At 68.0% G+C, this 16250-nt stretch carries 17 protein-coding genes; 11 read left to right on the forward strand and 6 right to left on the reverse strand.

Features of this window, described 5'->3' with window-relative positions; all coding sequences use genetic code 11:
- Nucleotides 1–13: 13 nt before the first annotated feature.
- From ABZ717_RS14715 to ABZ717_RS14730, 4 genes are all read left to right on the forward strand, one after another.
- The gene (locus ABZ717_RS14715; protein ID WP_358509772.1) at nt 14–601 is read left to right on the forward strand and encodes a TetR family transcriptional regulator; all 588 of its coding nucleotides are present in this window, start codon (nt 14–16) and stop codon (nt 599–601) included.
- Entirely contained in the window at nt 594–1469 is an 876-nt protein-coding gene (locus tag ABZ717_RS14720) for an ABC transporter ATP-binding protein (protein WP_358509774.1), read from the forward strand. The genes ABZ717_RS14715 and ABZ717_RS14720 overlap by 8 nt, the downstream gene beginning before the upstream one ends.
- Complete coding sequence (locus ABZ717_RS14725; protein WP_358509777.1) at nt 1466–3037, forward strand: hypothetical protein; 1572 nt, start codon at nt 1466–1468, stop codon at nt 3035–3037. Before ABZ717_RS14720 ends, ABZ717_RS14725 begins: the two co-directional genes overlap by 4 nt.
- 66 nt (nt 3038–3103) lie before the next feature.
- Complete coding sequence (locus ABZ717_RS14730; protein ID WP_358509780.1) at nt 3104–4018, forward strand: SDR family NAD(P)-dependent oxidoreductase; 915 nt, start codon at nt 3104–3106, stop codon at nt 4016–4018.
- An 18-nt stretch (nt 4019–4036) separates the two neighbouring features.
- On the opposite strand, the gene ABZ717_RS14735 is transcribed toward ABZ717_RS14730, so the two are convergent.
- Complete coding sequence (locus ABZ717_RS14735; RefSeq protein WP_358509783.1) at nt 4037–4657, reverse strand: TetR/AcrR family transcriptional regulator; 621 nt, start codon at nt 4655–4657, stop codon at nt 4037–4039.
- On the reverse strand, nt 4654–6180 hold the full coding sequence (locus ABZ717_RS14740; protein ID WP_358509786.1) for an FAD-dependent monooxygenase: 1527 nt from the start codon (nt 6178–6180) through the stop codon (nt 4654–4656). Before ABZ717_RS14740 ends, ABZ717_RS14735 begins: the two co-directional genes overlap by 4 nt.
- Before the next feature lie 227 nt (nt 6181–6407).
- Between ABZ717_RS14740 and ABZ717_RS14745 the strand changes: the two genes are divergently transcribed.
- Nucleotides 6408–6704 (forward strand): DUF4287 domain-containing protein, encoded by a 297-nt coding sequence (locus ABZ717_RS14745; protein WP_358509789.1) that lies wholly within the window; start codon nt 6408–6410, stop codon nt 6702–6704.
- A 5-nt stretch (nt 6705–6709) separates the two neighbouring features.
- Here ABZ717_RS14745 and ABZ717_RS14750 read toward each other — a convergent pair whose 3' ends face one another.
- The 4 genes from ABZ717_RS14750 to ABZ717_RS14765 all read right to left on the reverse strand — a co-directional run bounded on the left by ABZ717_RS14750 (nt 6710) and on the right by ABZ717_RS14765 (nt 9750).
- Nucleotides 6710–6904, reverse strand: a complete 195-nt coding sequence (locus ABZ717_RS14750) for a ferredoxin (RefSeq protein WP_358509792.1) — start codon at nt 6902–6904, stop codon at nt 6710–6712.
- Nucleotides 6901–8112 carry a cytochrome P450 gene (locus ABZ717_RS14755; protein WP_358509795.1) on the reverse strand — a complete coding sequence of 404 codons (1212 nt, stop codon included), beginning with the start codon at nt 8110–8112 and terminating at the stop codon, nt 6901–6903. The genes ABZ717_RS14750 and ABZ717_RS14755 overlap by 4 nt, the downstream gene beginning before the upstream one ends.
- A 61-nt stretch (nt 8113–8173) precedes the next feature.
- Nucleotides 8174–8770 carry a TetR/AcrR family transcriptional regulator gene (locus ABZ717_RS14760; protein ID WP_358509799.1) on the reverse strand — a complete coding sequence of 199 codons (597 nt, stop codon included), beginning with the start codon at nt 8768–8770 and terminating at the stop codon, nt 8174–8176.
- Nucleotides 8771–8844: 74 nt separating this feature from the next.
- Nucleotides 8845–9750 carry an alpha/beta hydrolase gene (locus ABZ717_RS14765; protein ID WP_358509801.1) on the reverse strand — a complete coding sequence of 302 codons (906 nt, stop codon included), beginning with the start codon at nt 9748–9750 and terminating at the stop codon, nt 8845–8847.
- A 602-nt stretch (nt 9751–10352) separates the two neighbouring features.
- On the opposite strand from ABZ717_RS14765, the gene ABZ717_RS14770 reads away from it, so the two are divergent.
- The 6 genes from ABZ717_RS14770 to mnhG are packed head-to-tail and all read left to right on the forward strand — an operon-like array spanning nt 10353 to nt 16041.
- Nucleotides 10353–13238 carry a DUF4040 family protein gene (locus ABZ717_RS14770; protein ID WP_358509803.1) on the forward strand — a complete coding sequence of 962 codons (2886 nt, stop codon included), beginning with the start codon at nt 10353–10355 and terminating at the stop codon, nt 13236–13238.
- Nucleotides 13235–13543 carry a cation:proton antiporter subunit C gene (locus tag ABZ717_RS14775; protein WP_087098612.1) on the forward strand — a complete coding sequence of 103 codons (309 nt, stop codon included), beginning with the start codon at nt 13235–13237 and terminating at the stop codon, nt 13541–13543. The genes ABZ717_RS14770 and ABZ717_RS14775 overlap by 4 nt, the downstream gene beginning before the upstream one ends.
- On the forward strand, nt 13540–15057 hold the full coding sequence (locus ABZ717_RS14780) for a monovalent cation/H+ antiporter subunit D family protein (protein ID WP_358509805.1): 1518 nt from the start codon (nt 13540–13542) through the stop codon (nt 15055–15057). Before ABZ717_RS14775 ends, ABZ717_RS14780 begins: the two co-directional genes overlap by 4 nt.
- Nucleotides 15054–15431: a Na+/H+ antiporter subunit E gene (locus ABZ717_RS14785; protein ID WP_358509807.1), complete on the forward strand. Its 378-nt coding sequence runs from the start codon at nt 15054–15056 to the stop codon at nt 15429–15431. Before ABZ717_RS14780 ends, ABZ717_RS14785 begins: the two co-directional genes overlap by 4 nt.
- On the forward strand, nt 15431–15688 hold the full coding sequence (locus tag ABZ717_RS14790) for a monovalent cation/H+ antiporter complex subunit F (protein ID WP_358509809.1): 258 nt from the start codon (nt 15431–15433) through the stop codon (nt 15686–15688). Before ABZ717_RS14785 ends, ABZ717_RS14790 begins: the two co-directional genes overlap by 1 nt.
- A complete protein-coding gene (gene mnhG, locus ABZ717_RS14795; protein ID WP_358509812.1) occupies nt 15685–16041 on the forward strand; it encodes a monovalent cation/H(+) antiporter subunit G in 357 nt (118 codons plus the stop codon). The genes ABZ717_RS14790 and mnhG overlap by 4 nt, the downstream gene beginning before the upstream one ends.
- Nucleotides 16042–16250: the final 209 nt, after the last annotated feature.

Genomic DNA, 16250 nt, shown 5'->3' on the forward strand with positions numbered 1-16250 from the left:
ATGAGGCCGGGCCATGACGCACTGGCGTGAGCGGAAGCGAGAACGCACCAGGAAGGCGCTGCGAGAGGCGGCCTTCCGGCTGTTCGTCGAGCACGGATACGAGGCCACGACTGTGGAACGGATCGCGGCCGAAGCGGGTGTCTCCCACATGACGTTCTTCCGGTACTTCCCCACCAAGGAGGACGTGGTCCTCCGCGACGACTACGACCCCCTCCTCGAAGAGCTGGTACGCGCCCAGCCACGCCGGCTCCCTCCGCTGCGACGTGTGCGCGACGCGGTCCTGAGCGTGTTCCCGGCCGTCTACGCCCAGGATCGGCGGGCCCTGTACCTGCGTTCCCGGTTGCTGCTGAGCACCCCCATCCTGCGCTCCCGAATGCCCGAAAGCCTGCGCGGCTCACAGGACGCCTTCGAGCGAGGGCTCGGCGATCCTTCCGGGGCCGAGCCGCCGCCACTGGCGGCGAGGGTGGTGGCATCGGCCTGCGTCGCCGCGCTCACCACCGCGATCACCGCCTGGGTGGAGAACAACGGTGACACCGACCTGATCGCGCTCGTGGAAGAGGCCTTCGACGCGCTCGAAGCACCGGGGACCGACGATGACTGAGCGACGAACCGAGGACGTCGTCTCCGTCACCGATCTACGGGTGCGCTATAGAGGGACGCGTGAGTACGCGGTGCGGGGCATGGACTTCACCGTGGGCCGGGGCGAGGTCTTCGGTTTCCTCGGCCCTTCGGGTGCCGGCAAGACCACGGTCCAACGGGTACTGACCCGGCTCTTACCCGACCACGAAGGCCGGGTGCGCGTATTCTCCCGTCCTTTGTCGGAGTGGGGTAGGGACTACTACGAGCGGATAGGCGTGGGGTTCGAACTGCCCGCCGAGTTCACCCGGCTCACCGCGAGGGAGAACCTGGAGGTGTTCGCCTCCCTGCACGGCGGCCCCACCTCTGGGATCGACGAGATCCTGGACCGCGTCGGTCTGGGCGAGGCCGCGCACCGTCGGCTGAGCGCGTTCTCCAAGGGCATGCGGATGCGTCTGAGCCTGGCCCGCGCCCTGCTGCACCGACCTCACCTGCTCTTCCTCGACGAACCGACCTCGGGTCAGGACCCGGTTCACGCGGCCCTCTTGCGCGACATCATCCGAGCCGAGGCGGACCGGGGCACCACGGTCTTCCTCACCACCCACGACATGCGCACGGCCGAAGAGCTGTGCGACCGCCTGGCCTTCGTCGTCGACGGCAGGATCGTCGCCCTGGACACCCCCAGGGGTTTCCGTCTACGCCACGGCGAACCCGGTGTCGTCGCCGAGTACTCGTGCGAGGGCCGCACGCGACGGCGGGTATTCGACCTCACCGCCCTGGGCCCCGACGGCGAACTGTCCGCCCTCGTGGGCTCGGGCACCGTCACGACCCTGCACACCCGCGAGGCCACACTCGACGAGGTCTTCGCGGCGGTCACGAAGGTTCGGCTGTGACACGGCTCCTCGGTGCCTGCGCCGTGGAGGCCAAGGTGGCGCGACGGTACGGGATCGTGGCGATCGCCGCGATCCTCGCCGTGCTCTGGACCGCTCTACTGGCGGCCCTTCCCGCGTCGACGGCGGTGGCGGTGGCGCCGTACCTGCTGTTCCTGGACACCGCGGGTTTCGGGGCGTTGTTCGCCGTCGCCCTGTTGATGTTCGAGCGGGTGGAGGGCACGGACGCGGCACGCGCGGTCACCCCCGTCGGCCCTGGGACGGCCACCGTCGCGCGCGTCCTGGTCCTCACCCTCGCGGTCATCGCCATCGCGATCCCGGTGACCATGGTGGTGCCGACCGGTGACCGGTTCTGGAGCGCGCTCGGACTCACCACGGCCGGAGTCCTGCTCACGTCCGTCCTCCTGGTGGGGATGTGCCTGGGTCTGGGAGCACGTACCCGTACCCTCCAGGGTGCCCTCATCGCCATCGCACCCGTCCTGGCTCCACTCATCTTCGTTCCCGTGCTGCACATGACCGAGATCGTTCAGAGCCTCCTGCTGTGGGCCGTCCCCACCACGGCGGGCGCCGAGTTGGTCCACTACGGCGTGACCGGGCAGGTGGGCGCGTCGGGAGGCCTCGGCATTGTGCTCGCGCTGCCGTACGCCCTGGGGTGCGCGATGGCCGTGTGTCGATGGGCGGCCATGGCCCCCGCCGATCCCACCGGCGGAGCACCACGGCGGCGCGGACCCGTGTCGAAGGCGGTCCGCGAACCGGAAACGGACCGTGTCCGGACTCAAGGTGCCGCAGGACGGCGCGGCCACGTGCGCACGGGCTCCGCGTCACCGTCCGGGAGGAGACGCCACCCACTCCTGGGATTGATCCGATGGGAACTGGTCGGCGCGCGACGCGACCCCCTGTTGACGATCATCGTCCTGGCGCTCGTCCCTCTGTTCCTGGCGCTCCGGTGGGCCCATCCCGTACTCGTCGAGTACCTGTGGTCGGTTCACCGATTCGACCTCCTTCCACACACCCCGGCCGTCTTCGGCGCTCTGCTCCTGCACATTCCCCTGATGGTGGGGGCCGCCGTGGCGTTGCGTGTGGTGGAGGACATCGACGACCGGATCCTCCTGCTTCTGCGGGTCTCCCCGCTTTCACCCACCGCCTACTTCGGCTTCTGGTCGGGGACGGCGGCCCTGCTCACCCTGATCGGCCTGATGCTCTCCGTGTCTCTGTCGGGGTTGGCGCCGGAGTGGTCCCCCGGGCTGATCACGGCCGTGGCGTTGGCGACGTCGGTCGCGCCTCTGGTCGTGTCGACCACCGCGGCCTACGCGAGCAACAAGGTGGAGGCACTGGTGGTGTTGAAGGGCGCGGCCGCCGTTTCGATCCTCGTTCCGTCGCTGCTCTGGATACTGCCCGCGCCCTGGTGGACACCACTGCTCGTCCTACCGCCGGCCTGGGCGTTCCTGGCCCTGACCGGGTCCGCGACCGACGCCGTCTCCACCACGTCGATCCTGATCGGCGGGCTGTCGACCACCGTGATCGTCTCCCTCCTGCTCGCGCGACGCATGGGTTCCCGACTACGGTCCTGAGACCAGGACGCCACGTGAGGCCGATGTCGAGCCACCCGAGTCCGACCACCACCCCAGGAGACCGTCGTGCCCCGAACCTCCCTCACCATCGCCATCACCGGGGCCAACTCCGGAATCGGCCTTCGCACGGCGGAACGACTCGCCGCCGAAGGACACCGCGTTCTCGCCCTGTGCCGCGATCCGGCCCGAGGTGAGAGGGCCTTGGAGCGCATCAACGACAGAGCCACCGTCGCGGCACGGCTCGTCGTCACCGACCTCTCCGATCCCGCGTCCATCGAGACCGCCGCGCGCCACCTCGGCGCGACCCTGGACCGACTCGACGTCTTGATCAACAACGCGGCGATCTTCGACCAGACGATGCGCGTACCCCGGTTCACCCCGGACGGTCACGAACTCGTCTGGGCCACCGACCATCTGGGACCGCACAGGCTCACCGCCGCGCTCAGCCCGCTCATGGCCACCGCCCCGGCACCGCGACTGCTGACCATCGCCAGCAAGGGTCTCGTCACGATGCCGTGGACCAGGATCCGCTTCGACGAACTCGACTCCCCACGCTGGTACAGCCCGACCAAGGCCTACTACCACGCCAAACTCGCCCAGATCATGACGAGTCTTCGGATCGCCCAGCACGCTCGTGGCTCCGTCGACGTGGTCTGTCTCCGGGTTCCGGCCGTACGCCTGGATCCCGATCGGCTGGCCTCGATGCCGCGTGTCCTGCGGGCGCTGTACGCCCCCAAGAACCAGGTGGCGCTTTCCCCGGAACGCATGGCCCGGACCTATGCTCGCCTGGCCACGCGGCAGGACGCCTGGAACGGCCGAACCGATGGTGAGACGGCCGACCGGAACCCACCGCGAGGGGTCTACCTGGACGAACGATGCCGTCCCGTCCCCCTGCCACCGTCCGCCCGTGATGGGAACGCCCGGGAACGCCTGTGGCGGGTCAGTCAAGAGCAGACCGGCCACCCGGAGTGGGCTTGGTGAGGCCGACCCCGACGACGATCAGGCCTTGCCGTGTGTCGGGGGGAGCAGACCCACCTGTCGGTAGATCGACCGCAGGTGCCGTTCCGCCCGCTCCCGGTCCAAGGGCTCCGGTTGCAGGACCCGGTAAATGACGGCACCGACCATCATGTCGATGAGCGCGTCGAAGTCCGCTTCGGCATCGACCGTTCCCTCCTTCACCGCGCGTTCCAACAGGAGCGCCGCGACGCGGCGGCGGGGCAGGATGTAGTGCTCCCAACTGGCCTCCATGATGCGCGGATGTGTCCCTGCGGACCCCAACATCTGGGCCAGCAGGGCGCGGAACCCGGGTTCGGTGATGAGTGCGACGGAGGCAGGCAGGGATTGTTCGATCACCTCGGCGACGCTCGCCGTGTCGTCCGGCGGTCGTTCGGGGTGGTCCCCTCGCCCGTGTTCGATGGCCTGGGCGATCAGTTCCTCCTTGGAGGACCCGCGTCGGTAGACCGTCGGTTTGCCGACCCCGGCGCGCGCCGCGATGGCCTGTATGGAGGCTCCCCCCGCTCCTTTCTCCAGGAACAACTCCAAGGCCGCGTCCAGGATCGCCCGGTCGGTCGCCGGGTCGCGCGGCCGCCCACGCCGGGGGCGCTCCGGTCCGGTGGTCATCGGGTCCGCCCTTCGTTCAGCAGGCCGTCCAGTACACGTCCGATCCGGTCGTCGCCGGTACGACCGCGCCAGAGCAGGTGTCCGTCGGGACGGACGAGCAGGAGGTCGCGGAGCCCCGCTGAACGGGGGGTGAGGACGGTGACGTCGTTCCCGAGACGCTCCCGGACGGTGTCCGCCTCGGTCGGTTCCCGCGTGGGTGCCAGCAGGACCCAGTGCGAGCCGAGTTCACCGTGCAGTCGGGTCGGTTCGCCGTCCTCTCCCAGGCACGGCAGGTCCGGAACCCGATCGCCCGGGCCGGGGCGTTTCGAAGGGAACGATGGACGTCGTCCGCCCAAGGGGCCCTTGCGGTAGCTCACGCTCAACTGGGAGGCGATCGAGGTCGCCCAGCGTTGGACCGCGGGCAGGTCGATGAGCTTGAGAAGGACGTGTTCTCGGAGGTAGCGCAGTACCCTTCCCTCTCCCAACTGAAGGCGGGAGTTGGCCGTGGTGGTGCGCAACACGACTTCGGCCAGCGGTCGCCGCTCGTCCTGGTAGGTGTCCACCAGGGCCGATCCCGCCTTCCCTCGCAAGACCAGGGCGAGTTTCCAGGCGAGGTTCTCCGCGTCACCGATGCCCGTCAGCATCCCCTGCCCGCCCATCGGCGAGTGGATGTGCGCGGCGTCCCCGGCGATCAGGACCCGGCCCCGGCGGTAGGAATCCGCCAGCCGTCGGTGGATGCGAAAGACCGAGGTCCAGGTGGCGTCGAGTACACGCGCCCTGGCGATGTGCGTGCGTTCGGGGAGCAAGGTGCGCAGTCGTTCGAGGATCTCCTCTTCGCCGGGACGTTGCTCTCCGAGCCCCGGAACGTAGGCCATCAGACGCCAGAGCACACCCTCACCGGCGGGGTCGCGCATGGGCAGGGCGCCGAGGACACCGTCGCGATGCAGCCACCCGTAGGAGCCGTCCGGTTCCAGTGACCAGTCCATGTGCACGTCGGCGAGCAACCAGGTGTCGGCGATGGGGGCTCCGGGAAATGCCTCGCCGACGAGCTTGCGCGTGGCGGAGTGGGCCCCGTCCGCGCCCACGAGCCAGCGCGCCCGGATCGGGTCGCCCTCCTCCACGGAGGCGACCACCCCGTCGAGGTCCTGTCGGATCCCGACCAGTCGCGTACCCCACCGCACCGAACCGCCCAGGTCCGCCAAGCGCTCCCGCAGGACCCTCTCGACCTCGGATTGGGGAGTGAGGAGCGCGGGGCGACTGGTGCGCAGGCCGACGTCCCCGAAGCGCACCACGGAGACCGGTTCACCGGCCACGTGCACCTTGATGGTCAGCGCGGAGATCGCCTGTTCGGGCAGATCCCCCAAGGCTCCCAAGCGGTCGAGCACCTCGGCTCCCCGCGCGTGCAGGAAGTTCGCCCGGGAGCTCCACGAGGGTCCCTCGGCGGCGTCGATCACCCGCACGGGGACACCTTGGAGCATGAGCGCGCACGCGGTGGTCAATCCTGTGGGGCCGGCTCCCACCACCAGGACTTCGGCGTCGTACATGGCCACCTCTTTTTATTAACGGGGCGGGATCGTAAACATATTAAGCCCCGAGTGGACGGGCACGTCAAGGCCGTACTCACCCGCCCGGACGCCGCCAGGAGTCCGGGAAGGCTCGTTCAGTACATCCGCGCCGGCGGTTCGGTGGCCTACCTCCGACCCGCTTCTCCGGAAACGTCGTAGGCGAATGCGAGCATCGGGCCCTGAACCCTTGATCGAAGGAGAAGCCCATGTCGTTCCAGGCCTATTTGGACACCATCGAGGACAAGACCGGTCTGGTCCCGCGTGAGCTGGTCGACCTCGCCAAGGAGAAGGGGCTCGACGATCCCTCGGTCAAGGCCGGCACCATCATCCAGTGGTTGAGCGACGACCACGGGCTGGGGCGCGGCCACGCGATGGCCTTGGTCCACGTCATCAAGAAGGGGCCGAGGATCGACGCCGAGCACGTGGGCGCCTCGGGCAGCCACCGGGACGAGTCGGCGGAGCTCTGGCTCGACGGCAAGGCGAGCAACCCGAACAGGACCTGAACCCGTCAGTCGGTGACGGTGATCGCTCCCGAGGGACAGACATCGGCGGCCTCGTCCACCCGGGTACGCAGCGCGGGCGGGGGCGCGGGCTCGGACAACACGACCCGTCCGTCCTCCGGCTCCTGGTCGAAGACCTCGGGCGCGGTCAAAGCGCACATCCCCGCGCCCACGCACACCGTCCGATCCACCCGCACCCTCACGCCGACCCACTCCCCCAGGTGACCGGGAGCCGGTGGACACCGTAGATGGCCATGTCCTCTCGTGTGGGCACCTCGCTCTCGGGCACCGCCATCCGAAGTGTGCGAAACCGGGCGAGCAGCGCGGGCAGGACCACCTGCATCTCGACCCGGGCGAGCTGTTGGCCCAGGCACTGGTGGATCCCGTGACCGAAGGCGAGGTGCCCGCCGGTCGACCGGTGTGGATCGACCGTGTCCGGTTCGGGGAACACCTTCGGGTCGCGGTCGGCCGCGGCGATCGACACCGTGACGGTCTCCCTCGCCCGGATCCGGTGCCCGCCCAGCTCCAGGTCCTCCAGCGCCGTCCGCAGCGTGTGGGGAACGATGCTCAGGTACCGCAGCAGTTCCTCGACGAGGCGGGGGCCGCTGTCCGGTTCATCACGCAGTGCCTCCGCCTGCTCGGGGTGGGTCAGCAGGTGGAAGGCGCCCAGGCCGATCATGTTGGCCGTGGTGTCCAGTCCGGCCCCCAGGAGCAGGAAGGCGATGTTGGTGAGTTCGTCCTCCTCCAGTTCGCCCCCCGCGACCAGAGCGCCGAGGAGGTCGTCTGTGGGCTCTTCGCGTTTGTCGTCCACCAGTCGCTTCAGGAAATCCCGCATCGCGACGAAGGCGGCCATCTTGTCCTCCCTGGAGGAGTCCACCCGGGACACCGCCGCCACGGTCCGTTGGAACCGGTCCACGTCCCCTTGAGGAACCCCGAGGAGTTCGCCGATGACGAGGGCGGGCACCGGTGAGGCGTACGCCTCCACCAGGTCCAGCGGCGGGCCCCGGTGTTCCATCCGGTCGAGGTGTTCTTCGGTGATCTCCTCGACGCGCGCGGTCAGCCGGCGCATCCGCCGGACGGTGAACTGCCCGGTGAGCAGCCGACGGTAGCGGGTGTGCTCGGGCGGGTCGTGGCTGAGGAACATACCGCGTGGCGCCGGCCGGGGCGGCGCGGTGACGTCCGTTCCCGGTGAGGGGTCGTGCCGAATCTCGTTGCGGGTACTGAACCGGGGGTCGGCCAGGACCTGTCGAACTTGCGCGTGCCCGGTCACCAGCCAACCGGTGTGGCCGTCCGGGTAGGCCAGTCGGCTGACCGGGTCCTGGCCGCGCAGCCTGGCCAGCTCCACGGGAGGGTCGAAGGGTGTCGGGCGTCGTGTGGGTAATGAGGTGGGCCGGGTGGTGTCCTCGGTCATCTTCGGATCTCCCCTGGAACTCATCGGTCACCGACTCGGGTCGCGGTCACGACCCGCGGGTTCATGGGCGGAACCTCGTCTCGTGGAGCACGGCGAGGAAGAACTCCTCGGCCTCGCGCACCGTGCCGCCCTTGGGGTGGGTGTTCAGGTGGGTCACGACCGCACCGGCGAGGATCTGCCGAACGATCTCCAGATCGGTGTCCTGCGGGAACCGGCCGCGCTCCTTCTCCTTGTGCAACACCTCGCGGATCACGGCGTTGCGCGGCTCGACGCTGACCTCCCGGAACACCGCGGCGAACTCCGGGTGATCGTGGCCCGCGGGCATCAGGCGCAACGTCAGACTGCGGATCCGCTCGTTCTCGGGCGCCTCCAACGACCGGGCCCACCAACCGAGCAGTTCCTCGATGTCCCGCGGCTGGGGTATCTCCTTCGGTCGGAACCCGAAGGTCCAGTGGATCGCCGCGATGTGCAGTTCGGTCCGATCGCCGTAGCGCCGATAGACCGTCGGCCGGCTCACCCCGGCACGTTTGGCGACCTGGTCGATGCCCGCGCCGTCGATACCCGCCTCGATCAGCAGGTCCGAGGCGGCCTTGAGGATGGCCTCGTCGGCCGCACCGCTTCGGGGACGGCCGACTCTGGATGGGCTCGACTGTGTCATATCAAATAAGTTACATGACACATCTGTAATGGATCAAGGCCGGAAGTCGACCGTGAATGCCTCCCCCACCCCGGTCAGTCGGCCGGGTCGGCTTCCTCCACCGGCGCGTCGGCTCGGGTGACCAGGTCGCGGATCCGCTCGGAGAACTCGTAGGGAGCCAAGTGGCCCGCACCCTCCAACACGTCCACGTCGGCGTCCAGGAACCGTCGGGCCGGACCGTGCAGACGCGCCGGCGAGAAGAACACGTCCTCCGAACCGGTCGCCACGATGACGTTCTTCCTCTGCCAGGCCAGCAGCGACTCGGCCGGCAACGGACCCGGCGCCAGACTGGTCTTGCAGCATTTGCCCACCATCGTCATCCAGGACGCGAACGGGTGGACCGGGTACCGGAAGTCGGGTCCGCTCATGAAGTTCAACAGCCGGGTGCTCTTGTCCTCCCTGGGGCCGATCATCCACGGCAGGGTGACCCGCATGAGTTCGGGGGAGGTCGCCGGTGGGGTCAGCCCCGCCGCACCCACCAAAACCATCCCCTTGACCAGGGAGCTCGGCTCGCCCGCCAGGGCCACGGCGGCACCGAGGGAGTGCCCCAGGATGATCGCGGGCCGGTCCACGAGCCGGGGCAGCACCTCGTCGAGCCAGTCCCCGTAGGCCTGGGCGCGGTGGCCGCGAGGGCGCTTGCCACAGCTCAGACCCGGTTGTCCGGGCAGGTCCACCAGGATCACGTCCCGCTCGGCGGACATGTCGGAGGCTGGCGAGGCGCTCAGGGCGCTGTTGAAGTTGGTCCCGCTGAGCACCACCACCGGAGCACCGGGGCCACCCTCGAAACGGAAGGCCCGGGTGGGTCCGATGGACGTGGAGAGTTCGGGAAGTGACCGGAGCCCGGGCAGTTCGGTGAGTCGTTCCTCACACCAATCGCGCACGGCCCGCTCCGCGAGGTCCGAGCGGTAGATGCGGGCACCGTGGACGGTGGTCTCGGTCATCGGGCACCTGGTTTCGGGTAGGGGTCGGCCATCGCCGACCAGACTTCCCGGCACACCTGATGAGGGACTCTACGCCCACACGCGAACACCGGCCACCACAGTGGCGATCCGAGACCGACTCGTTGGCAAAGGGTTATTTTGCCTGATCAGGGGCTATATTGGCACCTGCACTCATCGGGCACTTCGGTCCACGTTCAGCGAGGGAAAAGCGGCCGGAACTGGACATACTCGTTCGCATCAACGACCATGGGCGCGGCGTCACATGACGCAATAGGTGTGCCGGGAAGACTGGTCGGCGTCCTTACCGACTCATGTCCCCGGAGCCCGACGCCATGACGCCACACCACCCTGAGCTGTCACGCAGCCTGCGCAGAGACCGATTCGCGGAGCGGTCCGAACTACCGGACGAACATGGTCTCCCCCTCGGCACCAACGGTTACACCACCTCTTGGGGCACCAACGCGCACGGTGAACTCAGTGCCTGCCCACCTGGGCCCATTTGACGACACCCCCGTGACCCATCTTCCGCTCCGTCACACCGTGTTCGTCTCCCGGGTCTCTCCGGCCACGCGCACGGTGATCAGCCGTGAAAGGACAGTGGCGTGGTGCTGCTGCTTCTCCTCATCGTGCTCGCCGTGACCGTCGCGAGCACACCTTTACTGAACCGCTTGCTGGGCCGAAACGCGGGTTGGCCCATCGCCACCGTGTTCCTCGCCCTGACCGTGGTGGTCGCCCTACAGGCACCTCAGGTGTTGGGTGAGAGCGCCCCCTTGGAGTACACCCGGCCTTGGATGCCGAGCCTGGGAGTCGACCTGCACCTGCGCATGGACGGCCTGAGCTGGCTGTTCACCATGCTGGTGACCGGTATCGGAACCCTGATCATGGCCTACTCCACCCGGTACTTCCCCCCTGGGCGCAGACTCGGCTTCTACTGCCTGATGAGCGTGTTCGCGTTCGCGATGACCGGTCTGGTCCTGGCCGACGACGTCGTGTTGCTCTTCGTCTTCTGGGAGCTCACCACGATCGCGTCGTTCTACCTGATCGGTCTCTCCGGACTCACCGCCGATCGACCGGCGATCCGCACCTTCCTTCTCACCGCGATGGGTGGGATGGCCCTGTTGGGCGCCGTCGCTCTCCTGGTCATACGTACAGGGACGACCCAGCTGAGCGCGATCCTGGCCGATCCCTCCTGGACCCAGGACAAGGTGTTCGTCTCCGTGGTGGCGCTGCTGGTGATGGTGGCGGTGTTCACCAAGTCGGCCCAGTTCCCGTTCCATTACTGGCTGCCGGACGCCATGGCCGCGAGCACCCCGGTCAGCGCCTACCTGCACGCCGCCGCCATGGTCAAGGCCGGCATCTACCTGGCGATGCGGTTCACCCCGGCGTTCGCGGACGTGTTCCTGTGGAACGCGCTGCTCATCACCGCCGGGCTGACCACCGCCCTGATCGGCGCGTTCTTCGCGATCCAGCAGAACGACCTCAAGCGCCTGGCCGCCTTCTCCACGGTCAGCCAACTGGGGCTGCTGGTCGCGGTGATCGGGGTGGGCACCCCGGAGGCCTTGGTCGCCGCGTCGGTGCACACCGTGGCCCACGCCCTGTTCAAATCGGCCCTGTTCATGGTGGTCGGCCTGGTCGACCATCAGACCGGCACACGCGACATTCGCAGGCTGGGGGGCCTACGCCACCGGATGCCGGTCACGGCGACGATCGCCACGCTGTCCGCCCTGTCCATGGCGGGCATCCCGCCCCTGCTCGGTTTCATCAGCAAGGAGAACCTGTTCGAAGCGTTCCTGCACGCCCCCGGTCCGGGCTGGTTCGGCCCGCTCGCCGGAGTGGTCGCTGTGGGCGCTTCGGTGTTCACGTTCGCCTACTCCTTCCGGTTCGTCTACCGCACCTTCTTCGGTGCTTCCCGAAGCGAAGAGGGAACCAGGGAGGCCACGGCCGGTGAGGCCCGGATCGGCTTTTGGACCCCCGCCATCATCGCCGCGTTCGGCGGCGTGCTGCTGGGTCTGACCGTCCCGGTCTTGGACCCACTGGTCAACACGGTGGCGGCCGACACCACACACACGGTGGTCGACACCCACCTGGTGCTGTGGCACGGCTTCAACGCCGCACTGTTCATGTCGATGGCGGCGGTCGGCCTGGGCGCCTTGGTGGCCTGGAGGTCCCGTGCCGGTGACGCCATGGCCGGACGCGACCTCGTTCCGTTCACCGGGGTAGGGATCTTCGAAGCCCTCTACGGTGGAATCATCCGCGCGGGAAGGCGAGTGGGCGATCTGACACGGTCCGACTCCCCCGCCTTCCACCTGGGCACACCGATGATCGTCATCATCGGGCTGACCTGCGTGATTTCCGTGGTGGGCCTGGAGCTCCCCCCGGTGGCCGGGCAGACCGCGCTCGGTCTCGACTGGTTGTTGGTGGGCCTGATGGCCGTCGCCGTCGGCTCCGCCGTCGTCACCCGGTCCCGAATGGCGGGCCTGGCGCTGGTGGGTGTCGCCGGTTTCACCACCGCCCTGTGGCTGTTCTTCCTCGGCGCCTTCGACGTCGCCCTCACCCAGTTGCTGGTGGAGATCCTGACGGTGGTCGTGGCGGTCCTGGTCCTGCGCCGGCTGCCCCGTCGCTTCCACTCGGTGAAGCGTCGCCGAACCGTACTGACCGCGGCCATCGCGATCGGCGCCGGCCTGTGCGCCGGAGTGGCCGCCTTCGCGCTCACCGGACGCCGTGAACTGTCCCCGGCCGCCGATTACTTCCTCGGCAACGCGCCCGAGGACACCGGCGGCACGAACGTGGTCAACACCATCCTCGTGGACTACCGGGCCCTGGACACCCTCGGCGAACTCACCGTCCTGGGTGTGGCCGGGCTGGTCATCATCGCGGTGCTGCGCTCCAGCGACCTGCTGCCCACCCACGGCTCGCGTCAAATCATCGTCGGCGCGACCAACGCGGCCTACGATCCGGCCGACAACACGGTGCTCATGCGCACTGTCGGTAGATTCCTCATGCCGTTGTTGGTCCTGTGGTCCCTTTACCTGCTGTTCCGTGGCCACAACGAACCGGGCGGTGGTTTCATCGCCGGTCTGGTCGGTGGCGCCGGGTTCGCCCTCGCCTACCTGGCCGCACCCAGCGACCGGGACGCGCGCATCCGTCTGGCCTATCCCGCGATCATCGGGGTCGGTGTCCTGGTCGCGGCGCTCTCGGGTGTCCTGGGCTTCGTGGACGGTTCCTTCCTCAAGCCACTGCACGCGGACATCCCGCTGGCCTGGGGCGGTCACTTCCACTTCACGACGGCGTTCGTCTTCGACATCGGTGTCTACCTGGCCGTCGTGGGGGTTCTGCTCACCGCCCTCAACGAACTCGGCCTGGAGCGGGGGTCCGACACGAGCGAGAGTCAGGAAGACCCTCCGACATCACAGGAGGGCGAGAAGCCGGTGAACGACACGAACGGCGCCTCCACCATGGACGGCGCCACCACCGGAGGTAAGCGATGACCCTCGCCATCACCATAGCCATCATGGTCGCCGGCGGTGTCTACCTGATGCTTCAGCGCGGCATGGTGCGCATCGTCCTCGGCCTGATCCTGGTCGGGCACGCGGTCAACCTGCTGATCATGTCGGCGGGCGGGGTGTTCCGCAGGGACCTGCCCCTGTTGCAGTTCGGCACCGCCCTCACGGCGGCCGACCCACTCCCCCAGGCGTTCGTGTTGACCGCGATCGTCATCGCCTTCTCCATCGCGATCTACATGCTCACCCTCGCCGCCTCCGGTAGCGACGACGACACGGAGGGGAACTCATGATCCCTGTGTTGCTTCCCCTCTTCGTAGCGGTCCCGCTGATCGGGGCGGGACTGCTCATCGTGGTACGCGGTCCGCTCTGGTTGCGTCGCGTCCTGCTGCTGGCTCCGAGCACCGCGGGAACGCTGGGCGGCGGTGGGCTGATCTGGCTCACCCGAGACGGCACGGTGTTCGCGCACAACGTGGGTCTGTGGCAGGACGGGATCGCCATCCCGTTCGTCGCCGACGTGTTCAGCGCACTGATGTTGTGGACGACGTCCTTGCTGGCGCTGGTGTGCTCCATGTTCGCGGTGGCCACCGGGGACGACCGGCAGTCCTTCTTCTCCCCGCTGGTGCTGGTGCTCACCGCCGGCGTGTCCGGCGCACTGCTCACCGGCGACATCTTCAACATGTTCGTGTTCATCGAGGTCATGTTGCTGCCCTCGTACGGGCTGTTGGCGATGCTGGGGGCCTTGGGCAGGCTGAAGGCCGGACGCATCTACGTCACCGTCAACCTATTGACGTCCACGATTTTCCTGGCCGGCGTGGCCCTGGTCTACGCCGTCGCCGGAACCGTACACCTGGGCGAGCTCGCCGGAGCGGCCAAGGAGTCGCCGTTGGTGGCGGTCGGCATGGGTGTGGTCATCCTCGCACTGGCGATCAAGGCCGCGGTCGTCCCCGTGCACGGCTGGTTGGCCCGTACCTATCCGGCGGCCTCCCCCGCGATCACGGCCCTGTTCTCCGGGCTGCACACAAAGGTCGCCATCTACGCGATCTACCGTCTGTACGCGGTGGTCTTCGACGGCGACTCCCGGTTCCTGTGGATCGGGGTGGTGGCCTTCACCCTCACCATGGTCATCGGTGTCATGGGAGCGGTCGGTGAGAACACCACCCGCTCCATCCTGGTCTTCCACATGATCAGTCAGATCGGGTACATCCTGCTGGGCGTGGCCCTGTTCACCGAGCTGGGCCTGATGGCGGGCATCTTCTACCTGATCCACCACATGATCGTGAAGGCGTCCCTGTTCCTGTCCACGGGGGCCATCGAGCACACTCACGGAACCGGCGCGTTGGACCGACTCGGCGGCGTCGCCAGACGCCAACCCCTCATCGGATTGGTGTTCATGGGAGCGGCCTTGTCCTTGGCGGGCCTCCCACCGTTCTCGGGGTTCGTCGCCAAGCTTTCCCTGATCCTGGCCGCCGTCGAGGATCAGCAGTGGACCGTGACGGCCGTGATGATCGCGGTCAGCCTCATCACGTTGATGTCCATGCTCAAGATCTGGGGTGGTGTGTTCTGGGGCAAGGAACCCTCCTCCTCGGAGGAAGACGTTCCGATGACCGCCGGGGCCAACGGGGGTTCCGTCCAGACGGTGACGAGGCCGAAGATCCGAATGACACTGATCCTTCCCGGCCTGGTGCTGACCGCGACCACCCTGTGTATCGGACTCGGCGCCGAGTTCCTGCTCGACCTGAGCGCGCAGGCCGCCGCGAACCTCTTGGACACGTCCACCTACGTCGAGGCGGTGCTGGGACGATGAACCACCTGAAGTGGGCGCTTCGGCTGCTCTGGTTCCCTTTCTACGCCGGGGGTGAGATCACCAAGACCTCCTTCCAGGTCATGTGGGACATCGTCACTCCTGGCAGTGCGTCGACACCCGCCTTCGTGGAGGTCCCGATCCGTGGCCGAACCGACTTCGAGGTGACGATGTTGGCCAATCTGATCTCCCTGACCCCGGGCACCGTCACGGTGGCCGTACGACACGAACCCTCCACCCTGTGGGTGCACGGGTTGTACGTGCAGGACCGCGAGTCCTTCCGCGAGGACATCCGTGCCATGGAGGACAGAATCCTCGCGGTCACCCGACCGCCCCGGTCCGCGGAATCGATCACCGCCGAGGGAGGAACCCGCTGATGCACGTCATCGACATCGGTCTGGCCGCGATCGTGGTGGCGATGGTCATCGCCACCTACCGCATTCTCACCGGTCCCTCCGCGGCCGACCGTGGCGCCGCCACCGACGTCATCTTCTTCGGGTTCGTCGGTCTGGTGGCCATGTTGGGCTTTCGCCTGGACACCGCACTGGTCGTGGACATCGTGCTGGTCTGCTCACTGGTCGGGTTCTTGGCCGCACTCTCCATGGCCCGACTGATCACCGGAGGCAAGCGATGAACGTGCTGTACCCGCTCGGAGTCGTCTGCATGATCGCGGGAGCCGTGGTGTTCCTGGTCGGTGCGGTCGGCCTGCTCCGACTCCGGGACTTCTACGCGCGGCTGAGCGGTGTCACCATCGCCGGGGCCCTGGGCACGGCGCTCCTGCTGCTCGGGCTCCTCTTGCACTACCCGACCGTGGAGAACACCATCAAGATCGGCCTCGCCCTGTTGATCCAGCTGTCGACCGCAGCGGTGGGCGGCAACGCCATCGCGCGTGCCGGCTACCTGACCGGGGTGGCACCGGTTGAGGACACGAAGTTCGACGACCTGTCCACAGCGACCACCGAAGGCCGAGACGAGGGCGCACTCTAGCCGGTCTCGGCAACACCGGAGCGAGCGGGTCCCGTCCTTGAGGGGAAGGCGGGGCCCGGCCGTATGAGCGCACGCAGACCCCCCGGCCAACAACGCCTTCACCCGATCCGATACCAGGGTTTTCGATGCGTTACAACACATCGGATCTTTCGGCCCCCCGCACAAACCGTGTGCTAGGTTGATCGAAGTTGCAGTAGTGACCCCGCATA

The sequence above is a fragment of the Nocardiopsis sp. NPDC006832 genome, from assembly GCF_040635885.1.
Lineage (GTDB): Bacteria > Actinomycetota > Actinomycetes > Streptosporangiales > Streptosporangiaceae > Nocardiopsis.